The following is a 23,894-nucleotide window of genomic DNA, read 5'->3' as shown; positions in this document are numbered from 1 at the left end:
CGCCGCCACCGGCCGCCTCCCGTCGCCCCTGCCCTAGTCTTTTTCCCAGACGGTCCACAGGTTGCAAGGGAGTGCCATGACGCCCACCCCGTCGCGTACGCCGCAGGAAGTGTTCGCCCACCACGGCGCCGCGCTGGCCGCGGGCGATCTTGACGAAATGCTCACCGATTACGCCGAGGACTCCGTGCTGATCACGCCCGCCGGCGTCGCGCGCGGCAGGCAGGCCATCCGCCGGGTCTTCGCGCAACTGCTCGCCGATATCCCGGATGCCAACTGGGACTTGAAGACCCAGCTCTTCGACGGCGATGTGCTGTTCCTGGAATGGGCCGCCGATTCGGCGGCCAGCCGGGTCGACGACGGCGTTGACACCTTCGTGTTCCGCGACGGCGTGATCGCGGCGCAGACCGTCCGATACTCGCCACACCCGAAGGGCTGAGCAGTGGACTCCGTGAATCTTCAAGCCGTAGCGGAATGGATGTCCGGGCAGGGGCTCGGCGAGGGCCCGCTGGAAGGCGTCTCCAACGTCACCGGCGGAACGCAGAACGTCATGCTGCGGTTCAGCAGGGCCGGGCGGCCCTACGTGCTGCGGCGCGGGCCCCGGCACCTGCGTCCGCACAGCAACAGCGTGATCCTGCGGGAAACGAAAGTCCTTGCGGCGCTGGCAGGTTCCGATGTGCCGCATCCGCACCTGATCGCCGTCTGCGAGGACCCCGCCGTGCTGGGCGACGCGGTCTTCTACCTGATGGATCCCGTCGACGGATTCAACGCCGGCGAGGGTCTGCCGCCTTTGCACGCGGGCGACGCGAAGGTGCGACACGGCATGGGGCTGTCGATGGCCGACGCGTTGGCCAAGCTCGGTGCCGTCGACCATGTCGCCGTCGGCCTCGCCGAATTCGGTAAGCCGGAGGGCTTTTTGGAGCGCCAGGTGCCGCGCTGGCTTTCCGAGCTCGAGTCCTACAACGACTACGAGGGTTATCCCGGGCCGCAGATCCCCGGCATCGAGGAGGTGTCGACCTGGTTGGACCGGCACCGGCCGGCGCACTGGACGCCGGGCATCATGCACGGCGACTACCACGCGGCCAACGTGATGTTCTCCCGCACCGGGCCGGAGGTGGTCGCGATCGTCGACTGGGAGATGTGCACGATCGGCGATCCGCTGCTGGACCTGGGCTGGCTGCTGGCCACCTGGCGCCAGCCCGACGGCTCCAGCGTGTTCAGCCACGCCCTGGGCGGCCAGGACGGATTGGCCAGTACCGACGAGCTTTTCCAGCGCTACGCCGCCAACACCACCCGCGACCTGTCACACATCACCTGGTACACCGTGCTGGCCTGCTTCAAGCTGGGGATCGTGATCGAGGGGACGCTGGCCCGGGCCTGCGCGGGAAAGGCGGAGAGGGAGGTAGGCGACCAATTGCACGCCGCCACCGTGCATCTGTTCGAGCGGGCGCTGCGCCTCATCGACAACGAGGGCTGACCTACTAGCATTCGTCTCGTGCCGCCCTATCCCGAGGAACCGGATTACTACTCCGAGCCCACCGCGGCCGCGCGGTACGGCGGCGGCTATTACGACGCCGCGCCGGAGCCGCCCGAGCCCCCGACGCCCTGGTACCGCCGCCCGGCGGCGCTGGTCGCAGCAGGCGCCATAGGGGCGCTCCTGCTCGGCGCGGTCGTCTTCGCGGCGGTCAAGCTTGCGAGCAATTCGCCGGCGCCTGCCCCGGCAACCACGACGACGCCGGCGCGGTCCACCACCGCGCCGGTGACCACCACGACGACGGAGCCACCCCGGCACCACGGCGGCGGCGGTGGCGGCCCGACCGAGACGGTCACCGAGACCGTCCCGCCACCGAGCACCGACACTCCCACGACGACCGTCTCGCCCAGCACGGTCACCGTGACGCCGAGCACCGAGACCAGCACCGTCACCCAAACGGTGACCGAGCCGCCCCGTCGGGGGCCATTCGGCGGACCGTTCGGCGGACGCTAGCGGTCGGCGCCGGCGGCGCGGGTGTGCCCGGGTTCCGTCAAACCCGAGGGCACAACATGATTCGGCCGCTTACAACAAGGTGCAAGTGGTGACACCTGCTGCGCTTGTACTGCAACCGCATGCAGACGTCAGCAGGGCGCTGGAGGCGATTACCAGGGCGGCGAGGATTTTGGTGACACGGGACATGACTCAACTCCGATGTTCGCACGGAACTGAACTGAGGCCCGAGGCCGATGATATTACGCGCAGACCGCGCTGCCTGTGACACGTTTGACGCACGAAAATGGCTGAGCGCGCCTGTTCAGAGTCGGTTGATCGGTGACATTTCTATGTCGGTTGATCGGTGACACTCTGTGTTGTGGTTTAGGCCGGTGCGCTGGTACGCAGGGCCCGTTTGTTTCGTACCTCGCCGTGGCTGGTACGCGCGGCGGTTTTGACCAGATCCTGGCCAATCCAAAACCGCAGCAGGTCCCCGTCAATGTGGACATCGCAGCGGGCGCCGGCATAGTGGCGTCCCACGCTGACTTGCTGCCAGGACACGCACACGATGCCGTTGGCGCACACCCGGCGGCTAACCCAATCCTCACCTACGCGATCGGCGCCTGGCGGCGGCGGCGCCGCTGATGCCGGCGCCGGTGGGGCCGGGGTGAACCGTTGTACCGGTGTGGCCATGTCCAGCGATTGATGCGGCCGGGCGGTGTTGTAGTAGTCCACCCATTCATCAAGAGCCTGCTGGGCCACCTTCAAATTCGCGAAAGCGAGCCTGTTACTGAGGAATTCAGCACGCATACTGCGGTGAAACCGCTCGATCTTGCCGGTCGTGGTCGGGCTGCGCGGCTGGGTCAACAAATGCTCGATCCCGTTTTCGCGGCAGATCCGATCAAAGAGCACTTCGACCACCGGGTGATTGAACCGCCCGGTGAACACCTTGCCGTTATCGGTCAAGATCTGCTCAGGCACGCCGTAAGCCGCCAGCGCCGCCTGTAATCCGTCGCAGACCGCGCGGGTGCGCTCACGAGCCATTAATCGGGCGCAAACACACATTCGCGAGTGATCGTCGATACCGGTTAGCGCTTTGGCGCTGGTGCCATCGGCAAGCGGGAACCCGCCCACGATGTCCATCTGCCACAGCTCCATCGGGGCGCCGCGTTCCCAGCGCTTCCACTTGCGCGAGCGCCGATCCCGCACACTCGGGTCAATCATCCCGGCTCGCACCAACGCCCGATAAGCCGCCGACTCCGAGGGCAACGGCACCACGCCGCGCTTGCCCAACTCAAACACCAACCGCCGCGGCCCCCAATACGGTCGCGAGCGGCGCAGCTCGAGCATCTCGGCCTCCACCTGCCCGGGCATCTGATGCGGACACGACACCGGCCGATGCGACCGATCCACCAGTCCTTCCAAGCCCGCGGCTTCATAACGGGCCAGCCATCGGTGCAGCGTCTGACGCGCCACCCCGGTCTTCTCTGCGGCCTGTGACACCGACAACCCGTCGCCGATCACCGCCATCACGGCCTGATACCGCTGCTCAGCCACACTTAACTCCCTCATCTAGGGAGTGTCACCGATCAACCGAAACAACTGTCACGCATCAGCCGAAACACTGACACGCATCAACCGAAGGCAAAATGTCACGCATCACCCGACGTCATACAATGGCTGAGCGCGCCCGAAGGGATTCGAACCCCTAACCTTCTGATCCGTAGTCAGATGCTCTATCCGTTGAGCTACGGGCGCCTGTTCTTCAGTTGTCGTTCCGTGTTCCGTTCAGGACCCAGCGGAGGCGAGAGGATTTGAACCTCCGGTCCCCTTTGAGGGGGACAACTCATTAGCAGTGAGCCCCATTCGGCCGCTCTGGCACGCCTCCCTTTTGGACTTTCTGAGGGTACCGACCCCTTTCCGGTCTCGCGGAACCGGCCATACTGTACACAGTTGAGACATAAACTGTCGAAGTGACCGCCCGTCTACGCTCCGAACTGGCCGGACTGCCAGTGTATGTGCCCGGCAAGAACGTGCCGGGCTCGATCAAGCTGGCCAGCAACGAGACCGTTTACGGCCCGCTACCCAGCGTGCACGCGGCGATCGAGCGGGCCATCGCCGTCGTCAACCGCTACCCGGACAACGCCAGCGTGGACCTCAAGGCGGCGCTGGCCATGCACCTGGGTTCCGACGTCGCCCCCGAGCACATCGCGGTCGGCAGCGGTTCGGTCACCTTGTGCCAGCAGCTCGTTCAGATCACCGCCGCGGCCGGCGACGAGGTGATGATCGGCTGGCGCAGCTTCGAGTGCTACCTGCCCATCATTCAGGTGTCCGGCGCGACGACCGTGCGGGTGCCGCTGACCGATCACACGCATGACCTCGACGCGATGCTCGCGGCGATCACCGACCGCACCCGGCTGATCTTCGTCTGCAACCCCAACAACCCGACGTCCACGGTCGTCGACCCGGACGCGCTGGCCCGATTCGTGGACGCCATTCCGTCGCACATCCTCGTCGCCCTCGACGAGGCCTATGTCGAGTACGTCCGCGACGGCATGCTGCCCAACAGCCTCGAGCTGGCCCTCACCCGCAGCAATGTCGTTGTGCTGCGGACCTTTTCGAAGGCGTACGGGTTGGCGGGCCTGCGGGTCGGCTATGCGGTCGCCCACCCCGACCTGATCACCGCCCTGGACAAGGTCGTCATGCCGTTTGCGGTGACGAACGTCGCGCAGGCGGCCGCCATCGCGTCGCTGGACGCCTCGGCCGAGTTGATGGCCCGCACCGACGCACTGGTCGGCGAGCGCACCCGCGTGAGTGACGCCCTGCGCGACGCCGGGTTCGAGCTGCCGCCGTCGCAGTCGAACTTCGTCTGGCTACCACTGGGGTCGCGCACCATGGACTTCACCGAGCAGGCCGCCGAAGCGCACCTGGTGGTGCGGCCGTTCGCGGACGAAGGCGTTCGTGTCACCATTGGTGCTCCGGACGAAAATGACGCTCTGCTGCGTTTCGCCCGCGATTGGATAGCCCGCACCGAATCCTGAGGAGAGCCGTGGACCTCGCCCGAAAGAAGTTCACCGAATTCAAAGAGCGCAGCGGCGACATCGCGGATTCCGAGCTCGACGAATTCTGGGCCGAGCTTTCGCCCGCGACCCTCGACGGGATGCTCGGCGAGTGGAAGGGCGGCGAGTTCCAGACCGGCCACAAGATGAACGGCCAACTGGAAAAAGCCGGGTGGTACGGCAAGACCTTCAAATCCGTCAGCGACGTGCAGCCGCTCGTCTGCCTGGACGCCGACGGCAACAAGTTCTCGAACGTGGAAATGGGCAAGGGCGAGGCCAGCCTGTGGCTGGAGGACTTCCGCGGGGAGGTCACCGCCACCATGGTCTACGACGGCCAGCCCGTGCACGATCACTTCAAGAAGATCGACGACAACGCCGTGATGGGGATCATGAACGGCAAGGGCGTTCGGGACAACGGCAAGTACTACTACTTCTACCTCGAGCGCGTCTAGCGTCTCGACCTGCGAGCCGTCCAGTGTGAACTGGCGGCTTTGATTGTGCGTCCACGCCGACGACACGCCGCGCGGACCCGACGCGGCTTCACACCCAAAGCCCAGGCTTCACACTCGACGGGCGAGAGCCGAAGGGCGGACTATCGCGCCGGGTTGCGGCCGGTGAACGCGACCAACTGCTCGAGGGCGCCGGCGTCCGCGGGCACGGCGACCGGGTCGTCGAATCCGGCGCCGCCGCGTAGCTCCGGCCTGATGATGTGGCGAGCCAGGCCCAGCACGTATTCGGACAGCGGCTCGGGGGCGTCGACCTCGCGGTTCGTCGCGGCCGCGTAATCCCAGGCGTGCACCAGGAATTCGATCGACAGGACGGCGCACGCGCTCTTGGCGGGCATCTCGCCCTTGCCGAACGGCACCGTCCCGCCCAGCCCGTGCCGGTGCCAGGCGTCCAGCGCCGGCCGCGCCGCGGCCACCACCTGGCGCTCCACCGAATCGCCTTCGGCGGGTTCGGGAACGTCGGCGCCCACCATGCCCCCGAGGGCTTTGATCGAATTCAGCAGGTGCCCGGTCAGCTGCGCGACGTCGAAATCCGCGCAGGGCGTCGGCCGCGACAGGTCGTCGGCGGCGATGGTGTGCAGGACCCGCTGCAGCACCCCCAGGGTGTCCTCGGCGCTGTGCAGCTCGTCGGTCGGCGGTGAATGCGGGCCGGGTCGCAAGTCAGGAGCCATATTCGCCACGCTACGGTCTCGATATGGCGCAAGCATACGAATCCGTCACCGTGGAGAAGAAAGACCACGTCGCGCAGGTGACGCTGATCGGGCCCGGCAAGGGCAATGCGATGGGGCCCGCCTTCTGGTCCGAGCTGCCCGAGCTGTTTCCGGAGTTGGACGCCGACCCCGAGGTGCGGGCCATCGTGCTCACCGGTTCGGGCCGCAACTTCAGCTACGGCCTGGACCTCGCCGCGATGGGCGGGACGCTGTCGGGGGTGCTGGGTGAGGGCGCCTCGGCGCGGCCGCGGGCCGAATTTCACCGAACGGTGCTGCGCATGCAGGGCGCGATCAACGCGGTCGCCGACTGCCGCACCCCCACCATCGCCGCGGTGCACGGCTGGTGCATCGGCGGCGGCGTCGACCTGATCTCGGCGGTGGACATCCGCTACGCCAGCGCCGACGCCAAGTTCTCGGTGCGCGAGGTCAAACTCGCCATCGTCGCCGACGTCGGCAGCCTGGCCCGCCTCCCGCTGATCCTCAACGACGGGCACCTGCGTGAGCTGGCGCTCACCGGCAAGGACATCGACGCGGCCCGCGCCGAGAAGATCGGGCTGGTCAACGACGTGTACGCCGACGCCGAGGCCACGCTGGCCGCGGCCCACGCCACCGCCACGGAGATCGCCGCCAATCCCCCGCTGACCGTCCACGGCGTCAAGGACGTCCTCGACCAGCAGCGCATCGCGGCGGTCTCCGAAAGCCTGCGGTACGTGGCTGCCTGGAACGCGGCGTTCCTGCCGTCCAAGGACCTGACCGAGGGCATCACGGCGACCTTCGAGAAGCGCCCACCGCAGTTCACCGGGGAGTAGTCCGGCGGCACGTACCCTCGCTGAAGTGACTCCTGACGGCAAGATCCGCGTCCCGGCCGACCTGGACGCGGTGACGACGATCGGTGCGGAAGACCACTCCGAAATCGACAGCGCCGCCATCGACCGGATCTGGCAGGCGGCGCGGCATTGGTACCGGGCCGGGTTCCATCCGGCGATCCAGTTGTGCCTGCGGCAGCACGGGCGCGTGGTGCTCAACCGCGCGATCGGCCACGGCTGGGGCAACGCCCCGAGCGACCCACCGGACGCCGAGCGGATCCCCGTCACGCCCGATACCCCGTTTTGCGTGTACTCGGCGGCCAAGGGGATGGCGGCGACCGTGGTACACATGCTCGCCGAGCGCGGCGTCTTCTCACTCGACGACCGGGTCTGCGACTACATCCCCACCTTCACCAGCCACGGCAAGCACCGGATCACCATCCGGCACGTGATGACGCACAGCGCCGGGCTGCCGTTCCCGACCGGCCCGCGGCCGGACGTCACGCGCGCCGACGACCACGAGTACGCGCAACGCAAGCTCGGCGAATTGCGGCCCCTGTACCGTCCCGGGCTGTTCCACATGTACCACGCGCTGACCTGGGGTCCGCTGGTGCGCGAGATCGTGTATGCGGCCACCGGCAAGGAAATTCGCGAAATCCTGGGCACCGAGATCCTCGACCCGCTCGGCTTCCGCTGGACCAACTTCGGCGTCGCCGAGAAGGACGTGGCGCTGGTGGCGCCGAGCCACGCCACCGGGCGGACGCTACCGCCGGTGGTCGCCCAGATCTTCCGCAAGGCGATCGGCGGAACCGTGCACGAGATCATTCCGTACACGAACTCCAAGTTGTTCTTGACCACCATCATCCCGTCGTCCAACACGGTGTCGAACGCCCAGGAGATGTCGCGGTTCGCCGAGATCTGGCGTCGCGGAGGCGAACTCGACGGTGTGCGGGTGATCAGACCGGAGACCATGTACGGCGCGATAGCCGAATGCCGAAGGCTGCGACCGGATTTCGCGGTCGGGCTGCAACCGGCCCGCTGGGGCACCGGCTACATCCTCGGCACCAACCGGTGGGGACCCTTCGGGCGCAACGCGCCGCACGCCTTCGGCAACCTCGGCCTGGTCAACATCGCGATCTGGGCCGACCCCGCGCGCGGGCTGGCGGCCGGGGTGGTGAGCAGCGGCAAACCCGGGCGGGATCCCGAAGCCCGCCGGTACACGGCCCTGATGGACACGATCGCCGCCGAAATCCCCACCGGTTAACGGCCACGGCAGTGGGAACCCTGCCGGCATGGCTACCTATCGAGTGCTCAATCCGAAAGGCGACGTCGTCGCGACGAAAGACATCGACAGCGCCGACGACGCACACGCATGGTTCGTCGACAACAAGGCCGACAACAGCGAGCTCGGCTGGCGCATGGAAGTCGAGCACGACGGCGATTGGCATTTCTTCGACGACAGCGAGGGCGATCGAAGCTGACGGTGTTTGTGCTCCGGCTCGCGGGGCAACCAACAAGGCATGGACTCGCAACGCTTCCGCAAGCTGCTGGACGCACCGGGGCCGTTCGTTTCGGTGTATTTCGACGACTCGCACGACACCCATGACGCCGAGGCTCAACTCGAGCTCAAGTGGCGGGCGATCAAAGAAGACCTCGAACGCGCACACGCCGACGCCGCGGTGATCGCCGCGATCGAGGACGCGGCCATGAACCTGCGTCCCCCGATCGGCCGAAGTGGACGGGCGGTGATCGCCAGCGCCGACGGTGTGGTGATCAACGAGCACCTGGCTCGCGGCCCCGCCGCGAGCGTGGTCCGGGTGTCCGAATTGCCTTACCTGGTACCGATTCTGGAGCAGAGCTTCGATCACCCGGACTATGTCCTGGTGGTCGTCGACCACAGCGGCGCCGACATCATGACCCACCTCGGCGGGACGCTGCGCACCGAGACGGTCGACGGCGGTGGCTACCCCGTGCACAAGGCCGCGGGGGCCGAGACCGCCGGATACGGCGACCCCCAGCTGCGCACCGACGAGGCCGCCCGCAAGAACGTGCGTGCGGTCGCCGATCGCGTCGCCGAACTCGCCGACGACAAGGCGATCGAGGTGATCTTCGTGGTCGGTGAGGTGCGGTCGCGCTCCGACCTGCTGGCCGCGCTGCCGGAGCGACTGCACGACCGCGCGGTGGCCCTCGAGGTTGGGGCGCGGCACAGCGGGCATGACTTCGGCGAGATCGAGCAGGCCATCGAGGACGAGTTCGTCAAACGCCAGCTGCGCACGATCGACGATGCGGCACAACGGTTTACCGCCGAGATCGGGCGGCAGTCCGGGCTGGCGGCCGAGGGACTCGGTCCGGTGTGCTCGGCGCTGCGCCAGGGCGCGGTGGAGACATTGATCATCGGTGACATCGGCGACGCCACCGTGGTGGCCGACGAGGGCCTGACGACCGTCGCCCCCGATGAGAACGTGTTGTCGGAGCAGGGCGCCGCTCCCGCCAAGACGCTGCGGGCCGACGAGGCGTTGCCGGTATCGGCGATTTCGGTGGGCGCGGCCCTGGTGCGCACCGACGAGCGGATCTCGCCGGCCGACGGGATCGGTGCGGTGCTGCGCTACGCGCCGACGCTGCACCAGAGCGTCGAGTAACTTCAGGGCGGTGGCGGAGGGATTTGAACCCCCGGACGGTTTTAGCCGTCTCTCGCTTTCAAGGCGAGTGCATTAGGCCGCTCTGCCACGCCACCACGGACAAGGGTAACGGGGGCCGGTAGCGTGGCCGCCATGCGAGCCATCGTCGCCGAATCCTCCGGTCAACTGTCCTGGCAAGAAGTGGCCGACGTGTCCGCTCGGCCCGGCGAGGTCGTGGTCAAGGTGGCCGCCGCCGGTGTGAATCGCGCCGACGTGCTGCAGGCCGCCGGCAAGTACCCGCCGCCGCCCGGCGCGAGCGAAATCATCGGCATGGAGGTGTCCGGTGTCATCACCGAAGTCGGCGACGGTGTCACGGAATGGTCTGCGGGGCAAGAGGTTTGCGCGTTGCTGGCGGGCGGGGGGTACGCCGAGTACGTCGCCGTTCCCGCCGGCCAGGTGCTGCCGATTCCGTCCGGTGTGGACCTCGTCGACGCGGCCGGGCTGCCCGAAGTGGCCTGCACGGTGTGGTCGAACGTGGTGCTCATCGCGGGCCTGAGCCGGGGCCAGCTACTGCTCGCGCACGGCGGGGCCAGCGGCATCGGCAGCCACGCGATCCAGATCGCGCGGGCGCTCGGGGCCCGGGTGGCGGTCACCGCCGGCTCGGCGGAGAAGCTCGACTTCTGCCGCGAGCTGGGCGCCGACATCACCATCAACTACCACGACGAAGACTTCGTCGCGCGGCTACAGGAGTCCGGCGGTGCCGACGTGATCCTCGACATCATGGGCGCGGCCTACCTGGATCGCAACATCGACGCCCTGGCCAGCGACGGGCAGCTCGTCATCATCGGCATGCAGGGCGGCGTCAAGGGCGAGCTCAACATCGGCAAACTGCTCGCCAAGCGGGCGCGGGTCATCGGCACCACGCTGCGGGGCCGTCCGGCCACCGGGGCGAACAGCAAAAGCGACATCGTGCAGGCGGTGACGGCCTCGGTGTGGCCCATGGTGGCCGACGGACGGGTGCGGCCGATCATCGGCGCCCGCTTGCCCATTCAGCAGGCCGGCGACGCGCACCAGCGACTGGTGGACGGCAAGGTGACCGGGAAGATCGTCCTGACGGTCTAGCCCAGGGAGGCCAGCGCGCGCACCAACTGGTCGACCTCGGCCGTCGTCGAATAGTGCGCCAGCCCGACGGTGACCGCGCCGCCGATGTCGTTGACGCCCAGCACGTCGAGCGCGCGGGAGCTTTCGTTGGTGACGGCCAGAATCCCGTTGTCCGCCAACCGCTGCACCACTCGTTCGGCGGGCACGCCGTTCAAAACGAAGCTGACCACCGGGATCCGCACCTCCGGGCGGCCGATGACCATCACCAACGGCAACGAGCGCAACGACACCATCAGGTAGTCATAGATCCGATTCAGGTACGAGGTGGCGGACTGCATCGACACCGCCAGGCGTTCGCGCCGGGTGCCGCGGGCGGATTCGTCGAGCGACGCCAGGTACTCGATGCTGGCGACCAGCCCGGCCAGCAGCCCGAACTGGTGCGCACCGATCTCCAGCCGCGCCGCGCCCGTGGCCTTGGGGTCGGCCGAGATGGAATGGAACGAGTTGAGTAGCAGCGGATCGCGGAACACGATCGCGCCGATCGGCGGGCCGCCCCACGCGGCGGCGTTCACCGCCACCACGTCGGCGTCGGTTTCCCTCATGTCGAGCAGCCGGTAGGGCGCCGCGGCGGAATGGTCGACCACCACCAGGCCGCCGACGTCGTGCACCAGCTTGGTCATCGCCCGCAGGTCGGTGACCGTGCCCATCGTCGCGGACGCCGAGGCGACGGCGACCAGCCGAGTCGACTTCCCGATCAGGCCCTCCCACTGCCACGTCGGCAGCTCGCCCGTCTCGATGTCGATCTCGGCCCACTTGACCTTCGCCCCGTACCGGTGCGCCGCCCGCAGCCACGGGGCGATGTTGGCTTCCTCGTCCAGGCGGCTGACGATGACCTCGTAGCCCAGGCCGGCGCGCGACGACGACGCCTCGGCCAGCGCGGACAGCAGGATCGCGCGATCGGCGCCCAGCACGACGCCGGCGGGTTCGACGTTGAACAGATCGGCCACGGCCGCCCGGGCCGCCTCCAAGATGGCGGCGCTGCGCTGCGCCGAGGGGTGCGCCCCCACGGTGGTGGGCGCAGACCTGCGGAAAGCCGTCGACACCGTCGTCGCGACGGAGTCGGGAATCAGCATCCCGGCGGGAGCGTCGAAGTGCACCCACCCGTCACCCAGCGACGGATGCAGTCCGCGCACCCGGGCGACGTCGTATGCCATGTGGGCCACCTTAAAGCTTTCGCGTTTTTGCGAAACTGCGACGGTAGCGGGTGCCTTGAAAGGGTCCAAGCCGTTCCGGCCAGTCGGTGGCCTCCCGAGCCAGGGCACCCGGCCAGCCATACTAGTCGAGTGGGGCTCTGGTTCGGAACGCTCATTGCATTGTTTTTGCTGATAGCGCCCGGGGCGATCATCGCACGTATCAGTCAGTTGTCTTGGCCGGTCGCTGTTGCGGTGGGCCCGGCGCTGACCTACGGCGTGGTTGCGCTCGCCATTATTCCGTTTGGTGCCATCGGAATACCGTGGAACGGCTGGACCGCGCTGGCCGCGTTGGTCGTCATGTGCCTGGTGATGACCGGTTTCCAACTGCTGCTCGGCCGCTACCGCGACCGCGACGCCGAGACCCGCAGGATCGGCCGCTGGCCGGCGATCACGGTGGCGGCCGGGGTGGCGCTGGGGGCCCTGCTCATCATGTGGGCCGCCTACCGCGGCCTGGACGGTCATTGGCAGACCATCCCGAGCACCTGGGATGCGGTGTGGCACGCCAACGAGGTGCGGTTCATCCTCGACACCGGCCAGGCGTCCTCCACCCACATGGGCGAGCTGCGCAACGTCGAGACGCACCACACGCTGTATTACCCGTCGGTGTTCCACGCGCTGACCGCGGTGTTCTGCCAGCTGACCGGGGCGGCGCCGACCACGGGCTACACGTTGAGCTCGGTCGCCGCATCGGTGTGGCTGTTTCCGACCGGCGCGGCGATGCTCACCTGGCGGGTGCTGCGCCCGACCTGGGACGAATGGCGCAGCGCGGGGGCCGCGGCGACCGCAGCCACGCTGGCCGCGTCGTTCACGGCGGTCCCCTATGTCGAGTTCGCCGTCGCCGCGATGCCCAACCTGGCCGCCTACGGCGCCGCGGTGCCGGCGTTCGTGCTGATCACCTCCACGTTGCGGCACCGCGACCGCATCCCCGCGGCCGTGCTGGCGCTGGTGGGTGTCATGTCGGTGCACATCACCGGCGGTGTGATCGTGCTGCTGTTGCTGCTGGCCTGGTGGCTCCTGGATGCGCTGTGGCGTCCCGTGCGCGGCAGGCTGGCCGATGTGGCGGCCCTGGCGTGCGTCGCGGTGGTGTCGGGGTTGATCCTGTTGCCGCAGTTCATCAGCGTGCAGGAACAGGAAGACATCATCGCCGGGCACTCGTTCCTCACCTACCTCAGCAAGAAGCGGGGGCTGTTCGACGCCGTCTTCCAGCACTCCCGCCACCTCAACGACTTCCCGGTCCAATACGGGCTGATCGCGCTGGCCGCCATCGGCGGTGTCATCCTGCTGGTCAAGCGGATCTGGTGGCCGCTGGCCCTGTGGCTGCTGCTGATCGTGGTGAACGTCGACGCAGGAAATCCGATCGGTGGCCCCGTCGGCGCGGTGGCCGGGATGTTCGGCGAGTTCTTCTACAAGGATCCGCGCCGGATCGCGGCCGCCACCACCCTGCTGCTGGAGCCGATGGCCGGCATCGCGTTGTTCGCGATCGTGATCGGCGTCGTGGCCGGGGCCCGACGGCTGTCGGACCGGTTCAAACCGCTGCCCGCCCCGGTCTGGGTGTCGGTCACCGCGGTGCTGCTGGTGGCGACCACGGTGCTCAGCGCGCGCCACTACCTCTATCGGCACCTGTGGTTGTTCGGCGACAAATACGACTCGGTGATGATCGACCAACGCGATCTGATGGCCATGGCGTATCTGGCCAAGCTCCCCGGGGCCCGCGAGACCCTGATCGGCAACGCCAACACCGACGGTACCGCGTGGATGTACGCCGTCGCCGATCTGCACCCGCTCTGGACGCACTACGACTACCCGCAACAGATGGGGCCCGGTCCCAACCGCTACATCTTCTGGACCTCGGCGCGGCGGGGCGATTCCGATCCGAGGGTCCTCGAAGCGATCAAGGCGCTAAATATCCGGTACATCTACACGAGTGCGCCGACTGTCCGGGGGTTCGCCGTACCCGACGGACTAGTGTCATTGGATAAGTCGAAGTCGTGGGCGTTGATCTACGACAATGGCGGCGCCCGAATTTATGAATGGCGACCAAGCGGCACGACGCCACACCCATAGTCCACGAAGGATGGTGAAGTTTTGAGTACCCGCAACGATGACGACGACGTCGAAATCATCGGCGGCGTCGACCCGCGGATGATGGCGATCACCGACGATGACTCCGACGAGCGCTCCCTGACCGATCTGGTCGAGCAGCCGGCAAAGGTGATGCGGATCGGGACCATGATCAAGCAACTGCTCGAGGAAGTGCGCGCAGCGCCGCTGGATGACGCCAGCCGCAACCGGCTGCGTGAGATCCACGCCACCAGCATCCGGGAACTGGAAGAGGGCCTGGCGCCGGAACTGCGTGAGGAACTCGACCGCCTCACCCTGCCCTTCAACGAGGACGCCGCGCCGTCGGACGCCGAATTGCGCATCGCCCAAGCGCAGTTGGTGGGCTGGCTGGAGGGGCTGTTCCACGGCATCCAGACCGCGCTGTTCGCCCAGCAGATGGCCGCCCGCGCCCAGCTGGAAAAGATGCGCCAGGGCGCGCTCCCCCCGGGCGTCGGCAAGGCGGGCGGCGCGCCCGGGCACGGCCAGTACCTGTAAGCGACCTCGAGTAGTTCACGGTGTCGGGTCCTCACATCAAGACGCACAACGCGTGGGTCGAATTTCCCATCTTCGACGCCAAGTCGCGTTCGTTGAAGAAGGCCTTCTTGGGCAAGGCGGGCGGCACGATCGGACGCAACAACTCCAACGTGGTCGTCGTCGAAGCGTTGCGGGACATCACCATGTCCCTCGAGCTGGGCGACCGGGTCGGCCTGGTCGGCCACAATGGAGCGGGGAAATCGACTCTGCTGCGCCTACTTTCGGGCATCTATGAGCCCACCCGGGGCTGGGCGCAGGTCACCGGGCGGGTAGCGCCGATCTTCGATCTCGGCGTCGGGATGGACCCCGAGATCTCCGGCTACGAGAACATCATCATCCGCGGCCTGTTCCTCGGGCAGACCCGAAAGCAGATGCAGTCCAAGGTCGACGAGATCGCCGAGTTCACCGAGCTGGGTGACTACCTGTCGATGCCGCTGCGCACGTATTCCACCGGCATGCGGGTCCGGCTGGCGATGGGCGTGGTCACCAGCATCGATCCCGAGATCCTGTTGCTCGACGAGGGATTGGGCGCGGTGGACGCCGACTTCATGAAGAAGGCGCAGTCGCGGTTGCAGGGGCTGGTGGAGCGGTCCGGAATCCTGGTGTTCGCCAGCCACTCCAACGAATTCCTGGCCCGGCTGTGCAAGACGGCGATGTGGATCGACCACGGTGTGATCCGCATGACCGGCGGCATCGAGGACGTCGTGCGGGCGTACGAGGGGGAGGATGCGGCCCGGCACGTGCGCGAGGTGCTGGCCGAGACGGCCGGACAGCCATGAGCGACACCGTCGTCGCCGTCGTCGTCACCCACCGGCGCCCCGACGAGCTGGCCAAGTCCCTCGATGTGCTGAGCACGCAAACGCGGCTGCCCGACCACCTCATCGTCGTGGACAACGATTTCTCCGGTGACGGCCGTGTCCGCGAACTGGTTGCGGGACAACCCATTCCGACCACCTATCTGGGATCGCGACGCAACCTCGGCGGAGCCGGCGGTTTCGCGCTGGGCATGCTGCACGCGTTGGCCCTGGGCGCCGATTGGGTGTGGCTGGCCGACGACGACGGGCGCCCGCAGGATTCGCATGTCCTTGCCACCCTGCTGGCGTGCGCGGACAAGCACGGCCTGGCCGAGGTGTCACCGATGGTCTGCAACATGGACGATGCCGAGCGGTTGGCGTTTCCGTTGCGCCGCGGCCTGGTATGGCGCAGGCGCGCAAGCGAATTGCGCACCGAAACCGGGCAGGACCTGTTGCGCGGCATCGCGTCGTTGTTCAACGGTGCGCTGTTCCGGGCCGCCACGCTGGAATCGGTCGGCGTCCCGGATCTGCGGCTGTTCATCCGGGGCGACGAGGTCGAAATGCACCGGCGGCTGGTGCGTTCCGGCCTGCCGTTCGGAACCTGCCTGGACGCGGTCTACCTGCATCCGTGCGGATCCGACGAGTTCCGCCCGATTCTCGGCGGCCGGATGCACACCCAATATCCCGACAATGCCACCAAGCGGTTCTTCACCTACCGCAACCGCGGCTACCTGCAGTCACAGCCCGGGCTGCGCAAGCTGGTCGTGCAGGAATGGGTCCGGTTCGGCTGGTTCTTTCTGATGACCCGTCGCGACCCCCGTGGCCTGGCCGAGTGGATCCGGTTGCGGCGCTTGGGACGTCGTGAACAGTTCGGGAAGCCGGGAGGATGGCGCCCATGACGCGCGCCGACGACGATGCAGAGCAAAGCGATGAGGAGGAGTGGCGCCCGTGACGTTCCTTGACGCGGCGGCGCAGTCGCGGACATTCACCCGGGCCCGCCGCGACCTGGTCGACGGTTTCCGTCGTCACGAGCTCTGGCTGCATCTGGGCTGGCAGGACATCAAGCAGCGTTACCGGCGCTCGGTGCTGGGGCCGTTCTGGATCACCATCGCGACGGGCACCACCGCCGTGGCCATGGGTGGCCTGTACTCCAAGCTGTTTCACCTCGAGCTGTCCGTGCATCTGCCGTACGTGACGCTGGGCCTGATCATCTGGAACCTGATCAACGCCGCCATCCTGGAGGGCGCCGACGTGTTCGTCGCCAACGAGGGGTTGATCAAGCAGCTGCCCACCCCGCTGAGCGTGCATGTCTACCGACTGGTGTGGCGGCAGGTCATCCTGTTCGCGCACAACATCGTCATCTACGCGGTGATCGCGATGATCTATCCCAAGCCATGGTCGTGGGCCGACCTCGCGGTGCTCCCGGCGCTGGCGCTGATCGTGCTCAATTGCATTTGGGTGTCACTGTGTTTCGGCATCCTCGCGACCCGCTACCGCGACATCGGTCCGCTGCTGTTCTCCGTCGTGCAGTTGCTGTTCTTCATGACGCCGATCATCTGGAACGACGACACCTTGCGCCAGCAGGGCGCCGGGCGGTGGTCCCGCATCGTCGAACTCAACCCGCTGCTGCACTACCTCGACATCGTTCGCGCGCCGCTACTCGGGGCGCACCAGGAGCTGCGGCACTGGGCCGTGGTGCTGGTGTTGACGGCCGTCGGTTGGGTGTTCGCGGCCTTCGCGATGCGCCAGTACCGCGCCCGGGTGCCCTACTGGGTTTAGCGTTTCCCTGACTTGTCACAGGGCGGCGCTATCATCGAACGTATGTTCGAAGCAGTGCCGCGTGACCTGGCGTTTCAGGGCGTCGACGACGCCGGTGTGCTGGACCGCGTCACCGCGGCGGCCCGGGCGCAGAACGCGCACTGCGCGCGCGAGTTGGCGGCGATCGGCGAGCTGTATGCGCGTCGGGCGCCGGACGACGACGCCGACCGTTTCAATTGGGCGGTCGACGGACACGAGAACGTGGTCGCCGAGGTGGCGGCCGCGCTGGGCATCAGTCGGGGCCGCGCGTCCGGGCGCTTGCACTATGCGATCGCGTTGCGCGAGCGGCTGCCCCGGGTCGCTGAGGTCTTCGCCCAGGGCCACATCGATTTCCGGTTGATGGCGGCGGTGGTGTACCGCACCGAGCTGATCGAGGACCCCGAGTTGATCGCCCGGCTAGACGCCGCGGTCGCCCGGCACGCGCCGAAATGGATGCGGCTGTCGGGGCCGAAAATGGCCGAGCGCATTGACATGTGGGTGGCGCGCATCGATCCCGCAGGGGTGCGCGTGCCGGGGATGCGCAGTCAAGATCGCCGTGTCGAGATCGGGCCCATCAGCCCGGGGCTGGCCGAGATCTCGGCGAGGGTGCGTCCCACCGATGCCGCCGCGGTGGACCGCGCGCTCGACGCGTTGGCCGATTCGGTGTGCCGGAACGATTCCCGCACCAAGGCCCAGCGTCGCGCCGATGCGATGGGCGCGATGGCCGCCGGGCAGACGGTCTTGCGCTGCGACTGTGGCTGCCCGGATTGCCCTGCGGCGCAGCGGCCCCCGGGAACCAATGTCGTGGTCCATGTGCTGGCCGAGCCGGCCGCGGTCGGCGGCGAGGCGCGCGCGCCGGCGCTGCTGCCGGGGTTCGGTCCGTTGCCGACGGGCTCGCTGCGCGAGTTGGCTGGTGTCGCGAAGACCAAGCCGCTCTCGCCGCCGCCGGACCGGGCGGAGCCCGGGTACCGGCCGTCGACCGCGCTGGCCGAATTCGTCCGCTTCCGCGACCTGACATGCCGATTCCCCGGCTGCGACGCCCCGGCCGACGTCTGCGACATCGACCACACGGTGCCGTTTCCGCTCGGCCCCACCCATCCGTCCAACCTCAAGCTGCTCTGCCGCCACCATCACCTGCTCAAGACGTTCTATACGGGCCCCGACGGCTGGCGGGATCGCCAGCTGCCCGACGGCACCGTGGTGTGGACGTCGCCGACGGGACATACGTACATCACCAAACCTGGTGGCAGCCTGTACTTTCCGGCGCTGGCGGTCCCGACCGGGACGCTGTCACTGCCGGCCGTCGCGCCCGCACCCTCGCAGAACCGGGGGGTCATGATGCCCGTCCGGCAGCGAACCCGCGCCGAGGATCGCGCCGCCCGGGTCCGCTGGGAGCGCGGCATCAACGAGGCCCGCTTCAGCGCCGAGGCAGCGCGTCACGCCGAGCGGTCGGCGCCCCACAACAACGACCCGCCGCCCTTCTGATGTCCGGTTCTCCCGCAGATGGTGGCGGGTCGCTCATCGTGGTGTCACACTGGTACGCCACCTGAGCACACCGGGCGAAAGGTCCACGGACGTGAGCAAGAAAGCCCCATCGGCAGCGGACGCCGCGCGGAACAACCTCGAAGCCGAGCTGGACCGGCTGCGGCAGCGGCGCGACCGCCTCGAGGCCGAAGTCAAGAACGACCGCGGGATGGTGGGCGATCACGGCGACGCGGCCGAGGCGATCCAGCGCGCCGACGAACTCGTGGTGCTTTCCGACCGGATCAACGAACTGGACCGGCGTCTGCGGGCCGGGCCGCCGGACTCCGACTCCTCGGCGACGCTGCCCGGCGGCACCGAGGTGACACTGCGGTTCGCCGACGGCGAAGTGGTCACCATGCACGTGATCTCGATCGTCGAGGAGACGCCCGTCGGCCGGGAGGCCGAGACGCTGACCGCGCGCAGCCCGCTGGCCCAGGCCCTGGCCGGGCGCAAGCCGGGCGACACGGTGACGTACTCGACGCCCCAGGGCGAGAACCAGGTCGAGTTGATCGCGGTCAAACTGCCCCGCTGACGCTGCCCGCCGGTGCCCGGCGGTCCCGTTAGACTCCCCCAATGCTTCCCCCCGAGTCCCCGGCCGCGCCGGCGCGCCTGAGTCTGACGACACAGGTCACGCGCTTCGTCGTCACCGGCGGCCTGGCGGGGATCGTGGACTTCGGGCTCTACGTGCTGCTGTTCAAAGCGGCGCACGTACAGGTCGACGTGGCCAAGTCCATCAGCTTCATCGTCGGCACCATCACCGCCTACCTGATCAACCGCCGGTGGACCTTCCAGGCGCCCCCCAGCACCGCCCGGTTCGTCGCGGTCATGGTCCTCTACGCCATCACCTTCGCCGTGCAGGTCGGGCTGAACCACCTGTGCCTGGCGTTTCTGCACTACCAAGCGTGGGCGATCCCTGTCGCGTTCGTGATCGCGCAGGGCACCGCGACGGTGATCAACTTCGTCGTGCAGCGGGCCGTGATCTTCCGCATCCACTGAGCCGCCTCCGGCCCAGCCCGGATCGCCCGCCTCCTCAGCGGGGCGCCTGCGTCCCGCATCGCCGCCGGAGCAGGCGGTACCCTCTTTGACGATGTCGAGCACCGATCCCGTGACCAAGCCCACCCGGCTGATGGGCTTTGGGCGCACCGCACCGTCGGTGGCCCAGGTGCTGTCCACCCGTGATCCGGAGGTGATCGCCAAGGCGGTGGCCCGGGCGGCCGGCTCGGGCGGCCGGGGCGTGATCGCCCGCGGGCTGGGCCGCTCCTACGGCGACAACGCGCAAAACGGCGGCGGCCTGGTGATCGACATGACCGCGCTCAACCGCATTCACTGGATCAGCGCCGACACCCGGCTGGTCGATGTCGACGCCGGGGTCAGCCTGGACCAATTGATGAAGGCGGCGCTGCCGTTCGGGCTCTGGGTCCCGGTGCTGCCGGGCACCCGCCAGGTCACCGTCGGCGGGGCGATCGCCTGCGACATCCACGGCAAGAACCATCACAGCGCGGGCAGCTTCGGCAACCACGTGCGGTCGATGGACCTGCTCATGGCCGACGGCTCCGTGCGCACCATCACCCCCGACGGCGACGACGCCGAGCTGTTCTGGGCCACCGTCGGGGGCAACGGCCTGACCGGGATCGTGCTGCGCGCCACCATCGCCATGACGCCCACGGAGACGGCCTATTTCATCGCCGACGGCGTGGCCACCAAGGATCTCGACGAGACGGTGGCCGTGCACCTGGACGGCAGCGAAGCCAACTACACCTACTCCAGCGCGTGGTTCGACCTGATCAGTCCGCCCCCGAAGCTCGGCCGGGCCGCGGTCAGCCGCGGCAGCCTGGCGAAGCTGGACCAATTGCCGAAGAAGCTCGCCAAGAACCCGCTGAAATTCGATGCGCCGCAGCTGCTGACGGTGCCGAACGTGTTTCCGGTGAGCGCGATGAACAAGCTGTCGTTCATGGCCATCGGCGAGACGTATTACCGGCTGGGCGGAACCTACTCGGGCAAGATCCAGAACCTGTCGCAGTTCTACCACATGCTGGATCTGGTCAGCGGCTGGAATAACGCCTACGGCCCAAGGGGTTTCGCCCAGCATCAGTTCCTGGTCCCGCCGAACGCGATGGACGAATTCAAGGACATCATCCGCTGGATCCAAACCACGGGCCACTACTCGGCGCTGAACGTGTTCAAGCTTTTCGGCCCGGGCAACCGCGCACCACTGAGTTTCCCGATGGCCGGTTGGAACGTCGCGATGGACTTCCCCAACAAGCCCGGGATCAACGAGTTCCTCAACGAACTCGACCGGCGCGCACTGGAATTCGGCGGACGGGTCTACACCGCCAAGGACTCCCGTGTCAGCGCAGAAACCTTCCACGCCATGTATCCGCGCATCGACGAATGGATCGCGGTACGCCGCAAGGTCGACCCCTTACGGGTGTTCGCCTCGGACATGGCCCGACGTTTGGAGCTGCTCTAGATGGTGCGCCAATGGTTTTAGACGCCGTGGGGAATCCGCAGACGATCCTGCTGCTCGGCGGCACCTCCGAGATCGGGCTGGCCATTTGCGAGCGCTACCTGCAGAACGCGCACGCGCGAATCGTGCTGGCCGCCATGCCCAACGACCCGGGCCGCGACGCCGCCGTGGCGCAGATGAAGGCCGCCGGCGCGCGGTCGGTGGAGCTGATCGATTTCGAGGCCACCGACCCCGACACCCACCCGAAGATGATCGATCAGGCGTTCGCCAACGGTGATGTCGATGTGGCCATCGTCGCCTTCGGCATCCTCGGTGACGCCGAGGAGCTGTGGCAAAACCAGCACAAGGCCGTGCTGGCCGCCGAAATCAACTACACCGCAGCGGTTTCGGTGGGCGTGCTGTTAGCCGAGAAGATGCGGGCGCAGGGCTTCGGCCAGATCATCGCGATGAGTTCGGCGGCCGGTGAGCGGGTGCGACGGTCCAACTTCGTCTACGGCTCCACCAAGGCGGGCCTGGACGGCTTCTACCTGGGGCTAGGAGAAGCGTTGCGCGAGTTCGGGGTTCGTGTCCTGGTGATTCGCCCCGGCCAGGTGCGTACCCGGATGAGCGCGCACGTCAAGGAAGCGCCGCTGACCGTCGACAAGGAGTACGTCGCCAACCTCGCGGTCACCGCGGCCGCAAAGGGTAAGGAATTGGTTTGGGCACCAGCAGCATTCCGTTACGTGATGATGGTGTTGCGACACGTCCCGCGTCCCATCTTCCGCAAGCTGCCAATCTGATCATGCGCAACGCGCTGGCCACCCTCGGCCAGATGGCCTTGGCGGCGCTGGTTGCGGTGGCCGTCGCGGTGGTGTCGCTGATCGCCATCTCTGGCGTGCAGTGGCCGGCCTTTCCGTCGTCCAACCAACTGCACGCGCTGACCACCGTCGGGCAGGTCGGCTGCCTGGCCGGCCTGGTCGCCACCGGATGGGTGTGGCGGCGCGGGCACCGGCTGATCGCCCAGCTGGGCGGGCTGGTGTTCGTGTCCGCGTTCACTGTCGTCACCCTGGGCATGCCGCTGGGGGCCACCAAGCTGTATCTGTTCGGCATCTCCGTCGACCAGCAGTTCCGCACCGAATACGTCACCCGGCTCGCCGACAGCCCCGCCCTGCGCGACATGACCTACCTTGGGCTGCCGCCGTTCTACCCGCCCGGCTGGTTCTGGATCGGCGGGCGCGCGGCGGCGCTGTCCGGGACGCCGGCGTGGGAGGTCTTCAAACCGTGGGCCATCACCTCGATCGCCGTCGCGGTCGCGGTCGCGCTGGTGCTGTGGTGGCGGATGGTCCGGTTCGAGTACGCGCTGATCGTCACCGCCGCGACGGCCGCGGTCACGCTGGCGTACGGCTCGCCCGAGCCCTACTCGGCAATGATCACCGTGCTGTTGCCGCCGGTGCTGGTGCTGACCTGGTCGGGGCTGCGGGCCGCGGACCGTCCGGACGCGGGCCGGCGCGCGGGCTGGGGCGCGGTGATCGGCGCAGGGATTTTCCTGGGGTGGACGGCCACCTGGTACACGCTGCTGTTCGGGTTCAGCGCGTTCGCGATCGGGCTGATGGCGCTGTGGCTGGCCGGGGTGCGGTGGCACCGGGACGGCGTGAAGGCCGCGCTCGATCCGCTGCGACGCCTGGCGGTCATCGCCGGCATCGCCGTGGTGATCGGCTGCACGACCTGGTTGCCGTTCCTGGTGCGAGCGGCGCGCAGTCCGATCAGCAACACCGGGGGCGCCGCCCACTACCTGCCGGCCGACGGGGCCGAGCTCACCTTCCCGATGCTGCAGTTCACGCTGCTCGGTGTGGTCGCCATGATCGGCACCCTGTGGCTGGTGGTGCGGGCGCGCTCCTCGGTGCGGGCCGGTGCGCTGGCCATCGGCGTGGTGGCGATCTACCTGTGGTCGCTGTTGTCGATGCTCACCACGCTGGCGCGCGTCACTCTGTTGTCGTTCCGGCTGCAGCCGACGCTGAGCGTGCTGCTGGTGGCCGCCGGGGCCTTCGGTTTCCTCGAGGCGACGCTGGCCCTCAAGCCGCGCGGCCGCGCGATCGTCCCGGTGGCCGGCGCCATCGGCCTAACCGCCGCGATCGCGTTCAGCCAGGACATCCCCGACGTGCTACGCCCCGACCTCACCATCGCCTACACCGACACCGACGGCAACGGGCAGCGCGGCGACCGGCGGCCGCCCAGCGCCGAAAAGTTCTATGCGACAATCGATCACGACATCACGCAGGTGACCGGCAAGCCGCGCGACCAGACCGTGGTGATGACGGCCGATTACAGCTTCCTGTCGTTCTACCCCTACTGGGGATTCCAGGGGCTCACCTCGCACTACGCCAACCCGCTCGCGCAATTCGACCTGCGGGCCGCGCAGATCGACAAGTGGTCCAAACTCAAGACCGCCGACGAGCTGATCCACGCCCTGGATGCCTGCCCCTGGCCACCTCCGACGGTCTTTTTGATGCGCCGCGGTGCTAACGGCAACTACACCCTGCGGCTGGCCGAGGACGTCTACCCCAACCAGCCCAACGTGCGCCGCTACACCGTCGATCTGCGCGGCGCCCTGTTCGACAGCCCGCGCTTCGACGTCCGCAGCGTCGGCCCCTTCGTGCTGGCCATCCGCAAACCGGGGGCGTAA

At 67.9% G+C, this 23,894-nt stretch carries 24 protein-coding genes and 3 tRNA genes; 21 read left to right on the top strand and 6 right to left on the bottom strand.

Features of this window, described 5'->3' with window-relative positions; genetic code table 11:
- Positions 1-76 precede the first annotated feature (76 nt).
- Genes W7S_RS01280 through W7S_RS01270 form a run of 3 tightly spaced genes read left to right on the top strand, consistent with a single transcriptional unit; the run spans position 77 to position 1,984 of the window.
- Positions 77-436 (top strand): nuclear transport factor 2 family protein, encoded by a 360-nt coding sequence (locus W7S_RS01280; RefSeq protein WP_008263101.1) that lies wholly within the window; start codon positions 77-79, stop codon positions 434-436.
- 39 nt (positions 437-475) lie between these two features.
- Entirely contained in the window at positions 476-1,474 is a 999-nt protein-coding gene (locus W7S_RS01275) for a phosphotransferase family protein (RefSeq protein WP_008263099.1), read from the top strand.
- 18 nt (positions 1,475-1,492) lie between these two features.
- Positions 1,493-1,984, top strand: coding sequence for a hypothetical protein (locus W7S_RS01270; RefSeq protein WP_014710814.1), 492 nt, complete (start codon positions 1,493-1,495; stop codon positions 1,982-1,984).
- Positions 1,985-2,347: 363 nt separating this feature from the next.
- On the opposite strand, the gene W7S_RS01265 is transcribed toward W7S_RS01270, so the two are convergent.
- The 3 genes from W7S_RS01265 to W7S_RS01255 all read right to left on the bottom strand — a co-directional run bounded on the left by W7S_RS01265 (position 2,348) and on the right by W7S_RS01255 (position 3,851).
- Positions 2,348-3,535, bottom strand: a complete 1,188-nt coding sequence (locus tag W7S_RS01265) for an IS481 family transposase (RefSeq protein ID WP_041297652.1) — start codon at positions 3,533-3,535, stop codon at positions 2,348-2,350.
- A gap of 113 nt (positions 3,536-3,648) precedes the next feature.
- Positions 3,649-3,721: transfer RNA gene (locus W7S_RS01260), tRNA-Arg, on the bottom strand.
- A 41-nt stretch (positions 3,722-3,762) separates the two neighbouring features.
- Positions 3,763-3,851 (bottom strand) — tRNA-Ser (locus W7S_RS01255).
- Positions 3,852-3,936: 85 nt separating this feature from the next.
- On the opposite strand from W7S_RS01255, the gene W7S_RS01250 reads away from it, so the two are divergent.
- Together W7S_RS01250 and W7S_RS01245 are read left to right on the top strand one after the other, a co-directional pair.
- The gene (locus tag W7S_RS01250; RefSeq protein WP_008263094.1) at positions 3,937-5,004 is read left to right on the top strand and encodes a pyridoxal phosphate-dependent aminotransferase; all 1,068 of its coding nucleotides are present in this window, start codon (positions 3,937-3,939) and stop codon (positions 5,002-5,004) included.
- A gap of 8 nt (positions 5,005-5,012) precedes the next feature.
- Entirely contained in the window at positions 5,013-5,474 is a 462-nt protein-coding gene (locus W7S_RS01245; protein ID WP_008263093.1) for a DUF4334 domain-containing protein, read from the top strand.
- A 140-nt stretch (positions 5,475-5,614) separates the two neighbouring features.
- Here the strand turns inward: W7S_RS01245 and W7S_RS01240 are convergent, their stop codons facing one another.
- Complete coding sequence (locus W7S_RS01240; RefSeq protein WP_008263092.1) at positions 5,615-6,199, bottom strand: TIGR03086 family metal-binding protein; 585 nt, start codon at positions 6,197-6,199, stop codon at positions 5,615-5,617.
- 23 nt (positions 6,200-6,222) lie between these two features.
- Here W7S_RS01240 and W7S_RS01235 point away from each other — a divergent pair, with 23 nt between their 5' ends.
- Genes W7S_RS01235 through W7S_RS01220 form a run of 4 tightly spaced genes read left to right on the top strand, consistent with a single transcriptional unit; the run spans position 6,223 to position 9,683 of the window.
- Positions 6,223-7,047 carry a crotonase/enoyl-CoA hydratase family protein gene (locus W7S_RS01235; RefSeq protein WP_008263091.1) on the top strand — a complete coding sequence of 275 codons (825 nt, stop codon included), beginning with the start codon at positions 6,223-6,225 and terminating at the stop codon, positions 7,045-7,047.
- 25 nt (positions 7,048-7,072) lie between these two features.
- The gene (gene lipE / locus W7S_RS01230; protein ID WP_008263090.1) at positions 7,073-8,308 is read left to right on the top strand and encodes a lipase LipE; all 1,236 of its coding nucleotides are present in this window, start codon (positions 7,073-7,075) and stop codon (positions 8,306-8,308) included.
- 28 nt (positions 8,309-8,336) lie between these two features.
- Complete coding sequence (locus W7S_RS01225; protein WP_008263089.1) at positions 8,337-8,525, top strand: hypothetical protein; 189 nt, start codon at positions 8,337-8,339, stop codon at positions 8,523-8,525.
- Between the two features lie 39 nt (positions 8,526-8,564).
- A complete protein-coding gene (locus W7S_RS01220; RefSeq protein WP_008263086.1) occupies positions 8,565-9,683 on the top strand; it encodes a hypothetical protein in 1,119 nt (372 codons plus the stop codon).
- Between the two features lie 8 nt (positions 9,684-9,691).
- Here the strand turns inward: W7S_RS01220 and W7S_RS01215 are convergent.
- Positions 9,692-9,778 (bottom strand) — tRNA-Ser (locus W7S_RS01215).
- 37 nt (positions 9,779-9,815) lie between these two features.
- On the opposite strand from W7S_RS01215, the gene W7S_RS01210 reads away from it, so the two are divergent.
- Entirely contained in the window at positions 9,816-10,784 is a 969-nt protein-coding gene (locus W7S_RS01210) for an NAD(P)H-quinone oxidoreductase (RefSeq protein ID WP_008263084.1), read from the top strand.
- Here the strand turns inward: W7S_RS01210 and W7S_RS01205 are convergent.
- A complete protein-coding gene (locus tag W7S_RS01205; protein ID WP_008263081.1) occupies positions 10,781-11,977 on the bottom strand; it encodes a cysteine desulfurase-like protein in 1,197 nt (398 codons plus the stop codon). The two genes, W7S_RS01210 and W7S_RS01205, sit on opposite strands and share 4 nt — an antisense overlap.
- Positions 11,978-12,106: 129 nt before the next feature.
- On the opposite strand from W7S_RS01205, the gene W7S_RS01200 reads away from it, so the two are divergent.
- The 11 genes from W7S_RS01200 to W7S_RS01150 all read left to right on the top strand — a co-directional run bounded on the left by W7S_RS01200 (position 12,107) and on the right by W7S_RS01150 (position 23,894).
- Positions 12,107-14,080 (top strand): DUF6541 family protein, encoded by a 1,974-nt coding sequence (locus tag W7S_RS01200; protein WP_008263079.1) that lies wholly within the window; start codon positions 12,107-12,109, stop codon positions 14,078-14,080.
- Positions 14,081-14,158: 78 nt separating this feature from the next.
- The gene (locus W7S_RS01195; protein ID WP_225323837.1) at positions 14,159-14,611 is read left to right on the top strand and encodes a bacterial proteasome activator family protein; all 453 of its coding nucleotides are present in this window, start codon (positions 14,159-14,161) and stop codon (positions 14,609-14,611) included.
- Between the two features lie 20 nt (positions 14,612-14,631).
- A complete protein-coding gene (locus W7S_RS01190) occupies positions 14,632-15,429 on the top strand; it encodes an ABC transporter ATP-binding protein (protein ID WP_008263074.1) in 798 nt (265 codons plus the stop codon).
- Entirely contained in the window at positions 15,426-16,343 is a 918-nt protein-coding gene (locus W7S_RS01185) for a glycosyltransferase (RefSeq protein WP_014710811.1), read from the top strand. Before W7S_RS01190 ends, W7S_RS01185 begins: the two co-directional genes overlap by 4 nt.
- Positions 16,344-16,392: 49 nt before the next feature.
- Complete coding sequence (locus W7S_RS01180; protein WP_008263070.1) at positions 16,393-17,223, top strand: ABC transporter permease; 831 nt, start codon at positions 16,393-16,395, stop codon at positions 17,221-17,223.
- A 42-nt stretch (positions 17,224-17,265) separates the two neighbouring features.
- Positions 17,266-18,726 carry an HNH endonuclease signature motif containing protein gene (locus W7S_RS01175; protein ID WP_008263069.1) on the top strand — a complete coding sequence of 487 codons (1,461 nt, stop codon included), beginning with the start codon at positions 17,266-17,268 and terminating at the stop codon, positions 18,724-18,726.
- 91 nt (positions 18,727-18,817) lie between these two features.
- The gene (locus W7S_RS01170; protein WP_008263067.1) at positions 18,818-19,297 is read left to right on the top strand and encodes a GreA/GreB family elongation factor; all 480 of its coding nucleotides are present in this window, start codon (positions 18,818-18,820) and stop codon (positions 19,295-19,297) included.
- Between the two features lie 41 nt (positions 19,298-19,338).
- Entirely contained in the window at positions 19,339-19,761 is a 423-nt protein-coding gene (locus W7S_RS01165; protein ID WP_008263066.1) for a GtrA family protein, read from the top strand.
- A gap of 91 nt (positions 19,762-19,852) precedes the next feature.
- Positions 19,853-21,235 carry an FAD-binding oxidoreductase gene (locus W7S_RS01160; protein WP_008263065.1) on the top strand — a complete coding sequence of 461 codons (1,383 nt, stop codon included), beginning with the start codon at positions 19,853-19,855 and terminating at the stop codon, positions 21,233-21,235.
- A gap of 11 nt (positions 21,236-21,246) precedes the next feature.
- Entirely contained in the window at positions 21,247-22,011 is a 765-nt protein-coding gene (locus W7S_RS01155) for a decaprenylphospho-beta-D-erythro-pentofuranosid-2-ulose 2-reductase (protein WP_008263064.1), read from the top strand.
- Positions 22,012-22,013: 2 nt separating this feature from the next.
- Positions 22,014-23,894 (top strand): galactan 5-O-arabinofuranosyltransferase, encoded by a 1,881-nt coding sequence (locus W7S_RS01150; protein WP_008263063.1) that lies wholly within the window; start codon positions 22,014-22,016, stop codon positions 23,892-23,894.

Source organism: Mycobacterium sp. MOTT36Y (genome assembly GCF_000262165.1).
GTDB classification, from domain to species: domain Bacteria; phylum Actinomycetota; class Actinomycetes; order Mycobacteriales; family Mycobacteriaceae; genus Mycobacterium; species Mycobacterium intracellulare.
The sequence above is the reverse complement of the archived record's forward strand: the minus strand, read 5'-3'. Positions and strand labels throughout refer to the sequence as shown.

Excerpts from the sequence above, each read along its gene's own strand:
- W7S_RS01280 (WP_008263101.1), top strand. The coding sequence starts at position 77 with ATGACGCCCACCCCGTCGCGTACGCCGCAGGAAGTGTTCGCCCACCAC.
- W7S_RS01275 (WP_008263099.1), top strand. The coding sequence starts at position 476 with ATGTCCGGGCAGGGGCTCGGCGAGGGCCCGCTGGAAGGCGTCTCCAAC.
- W7S_RS01265 (WP_041297652.1), bottom strand. The coding sequence starts at position 3,535 with ATGAGGGAGTTAAGTGTGGCTGAGCAGCGGTATCAGGCCGTGATGGCG.
- W7S_RS01240 (WP_008263092.1), bottom strand. The coding sequence starts at position 6,199 with ATGGCTCCTGACTTGCGACCCGGCCCGCATTCACCGCCGACCGACGAG.
- W7S_RS01235 (WP_008263091.1), top strand. The coding sequence starts at position 6,223 with ATGGCGCAAGCATACGAATCCGTCACCGTGGAGAAGAAAGACCACGTC.
- W7S_RS01225 (WP_008263089.1), top strand. The coding sequence starts at position 8,337 with ATGGCTACCTATCGAGTGCTCAATCCGAAAGGCGACGTCGTCGCGACG.
- W7S_RS01220 (WP_008263086.1), top strand. The coding sequence starts at position 8,565 with ATGGACTCGCAACGCTTCCGCAAGCTGCTGGACGCACCGGGGCCGTTC.
- W7S_RS01210 (WP_008263084.1), top strand. The coding sequence starts at position 9,816 with ATGCGAGCCATCGTCGCCGAATCCTCCGGTCAACTGTCCTGGCAAGAA.
- W7S_RS01205 (WP_008263081.1), bottom strand. The coding sequence starts at position 11,977 with ATGGCATACGACGTCGCCCGGGTGCGCGGACTGCATCCGTCGCTGGGT.
- W7S_RS01195 (WP_225323837.1), top strand. The coding sequence starts at position 14,159 with ATGATGGCGATCACCGACGATGACTCCGACGAGCGCTCCCTGACCGAT.
- W7S_RS01185 (WP_014710811.1), top strand. The coding sequence starts at position 15,426 with ATGAGCGACACCGTCGTCGCCGTCGTCGTCACCCACCGGCGCCCCGAC.
- W7S_RS01175 (WP_008263069.1), top strand. The coding sequence starts at position 17,266 with ATGTTCGAAGCAGTGCCGCGTGACCTGGCGTTTCAGGGCGTCGACGAC.
- W7S_RS01165 (WP_008263066.1), top strand. The coding sequence starts at position 19,339 with ATGCTTCCCCCCGAGTCCCCGGCCGCGCCGGCGCGCCTGAGTCTGACG.
- W7S_RS01160 (WP_008263065.1), top strand. The coding sequence starts at position 19,853 with ATGTCGAGCACCGATCCCGTGACCAAGCCCACCCGGCTGATGGGCTTT.
- W7S_RS01155 (WP_008263064.1), top strand. The coding sequence starts at position 21,247 with ATGGTTTTAGACGCCGTGGGGAATCCGCAGACGATCCTGCTGCTCGGC.
- W7S_RS01150 (WP_008263063.1), top strand. The coding sequence starts at position 22,014 with ATGCGCAACGCGCTGGCCACCCTCGGCCAGATGGCCTTGGCGGCGCTG.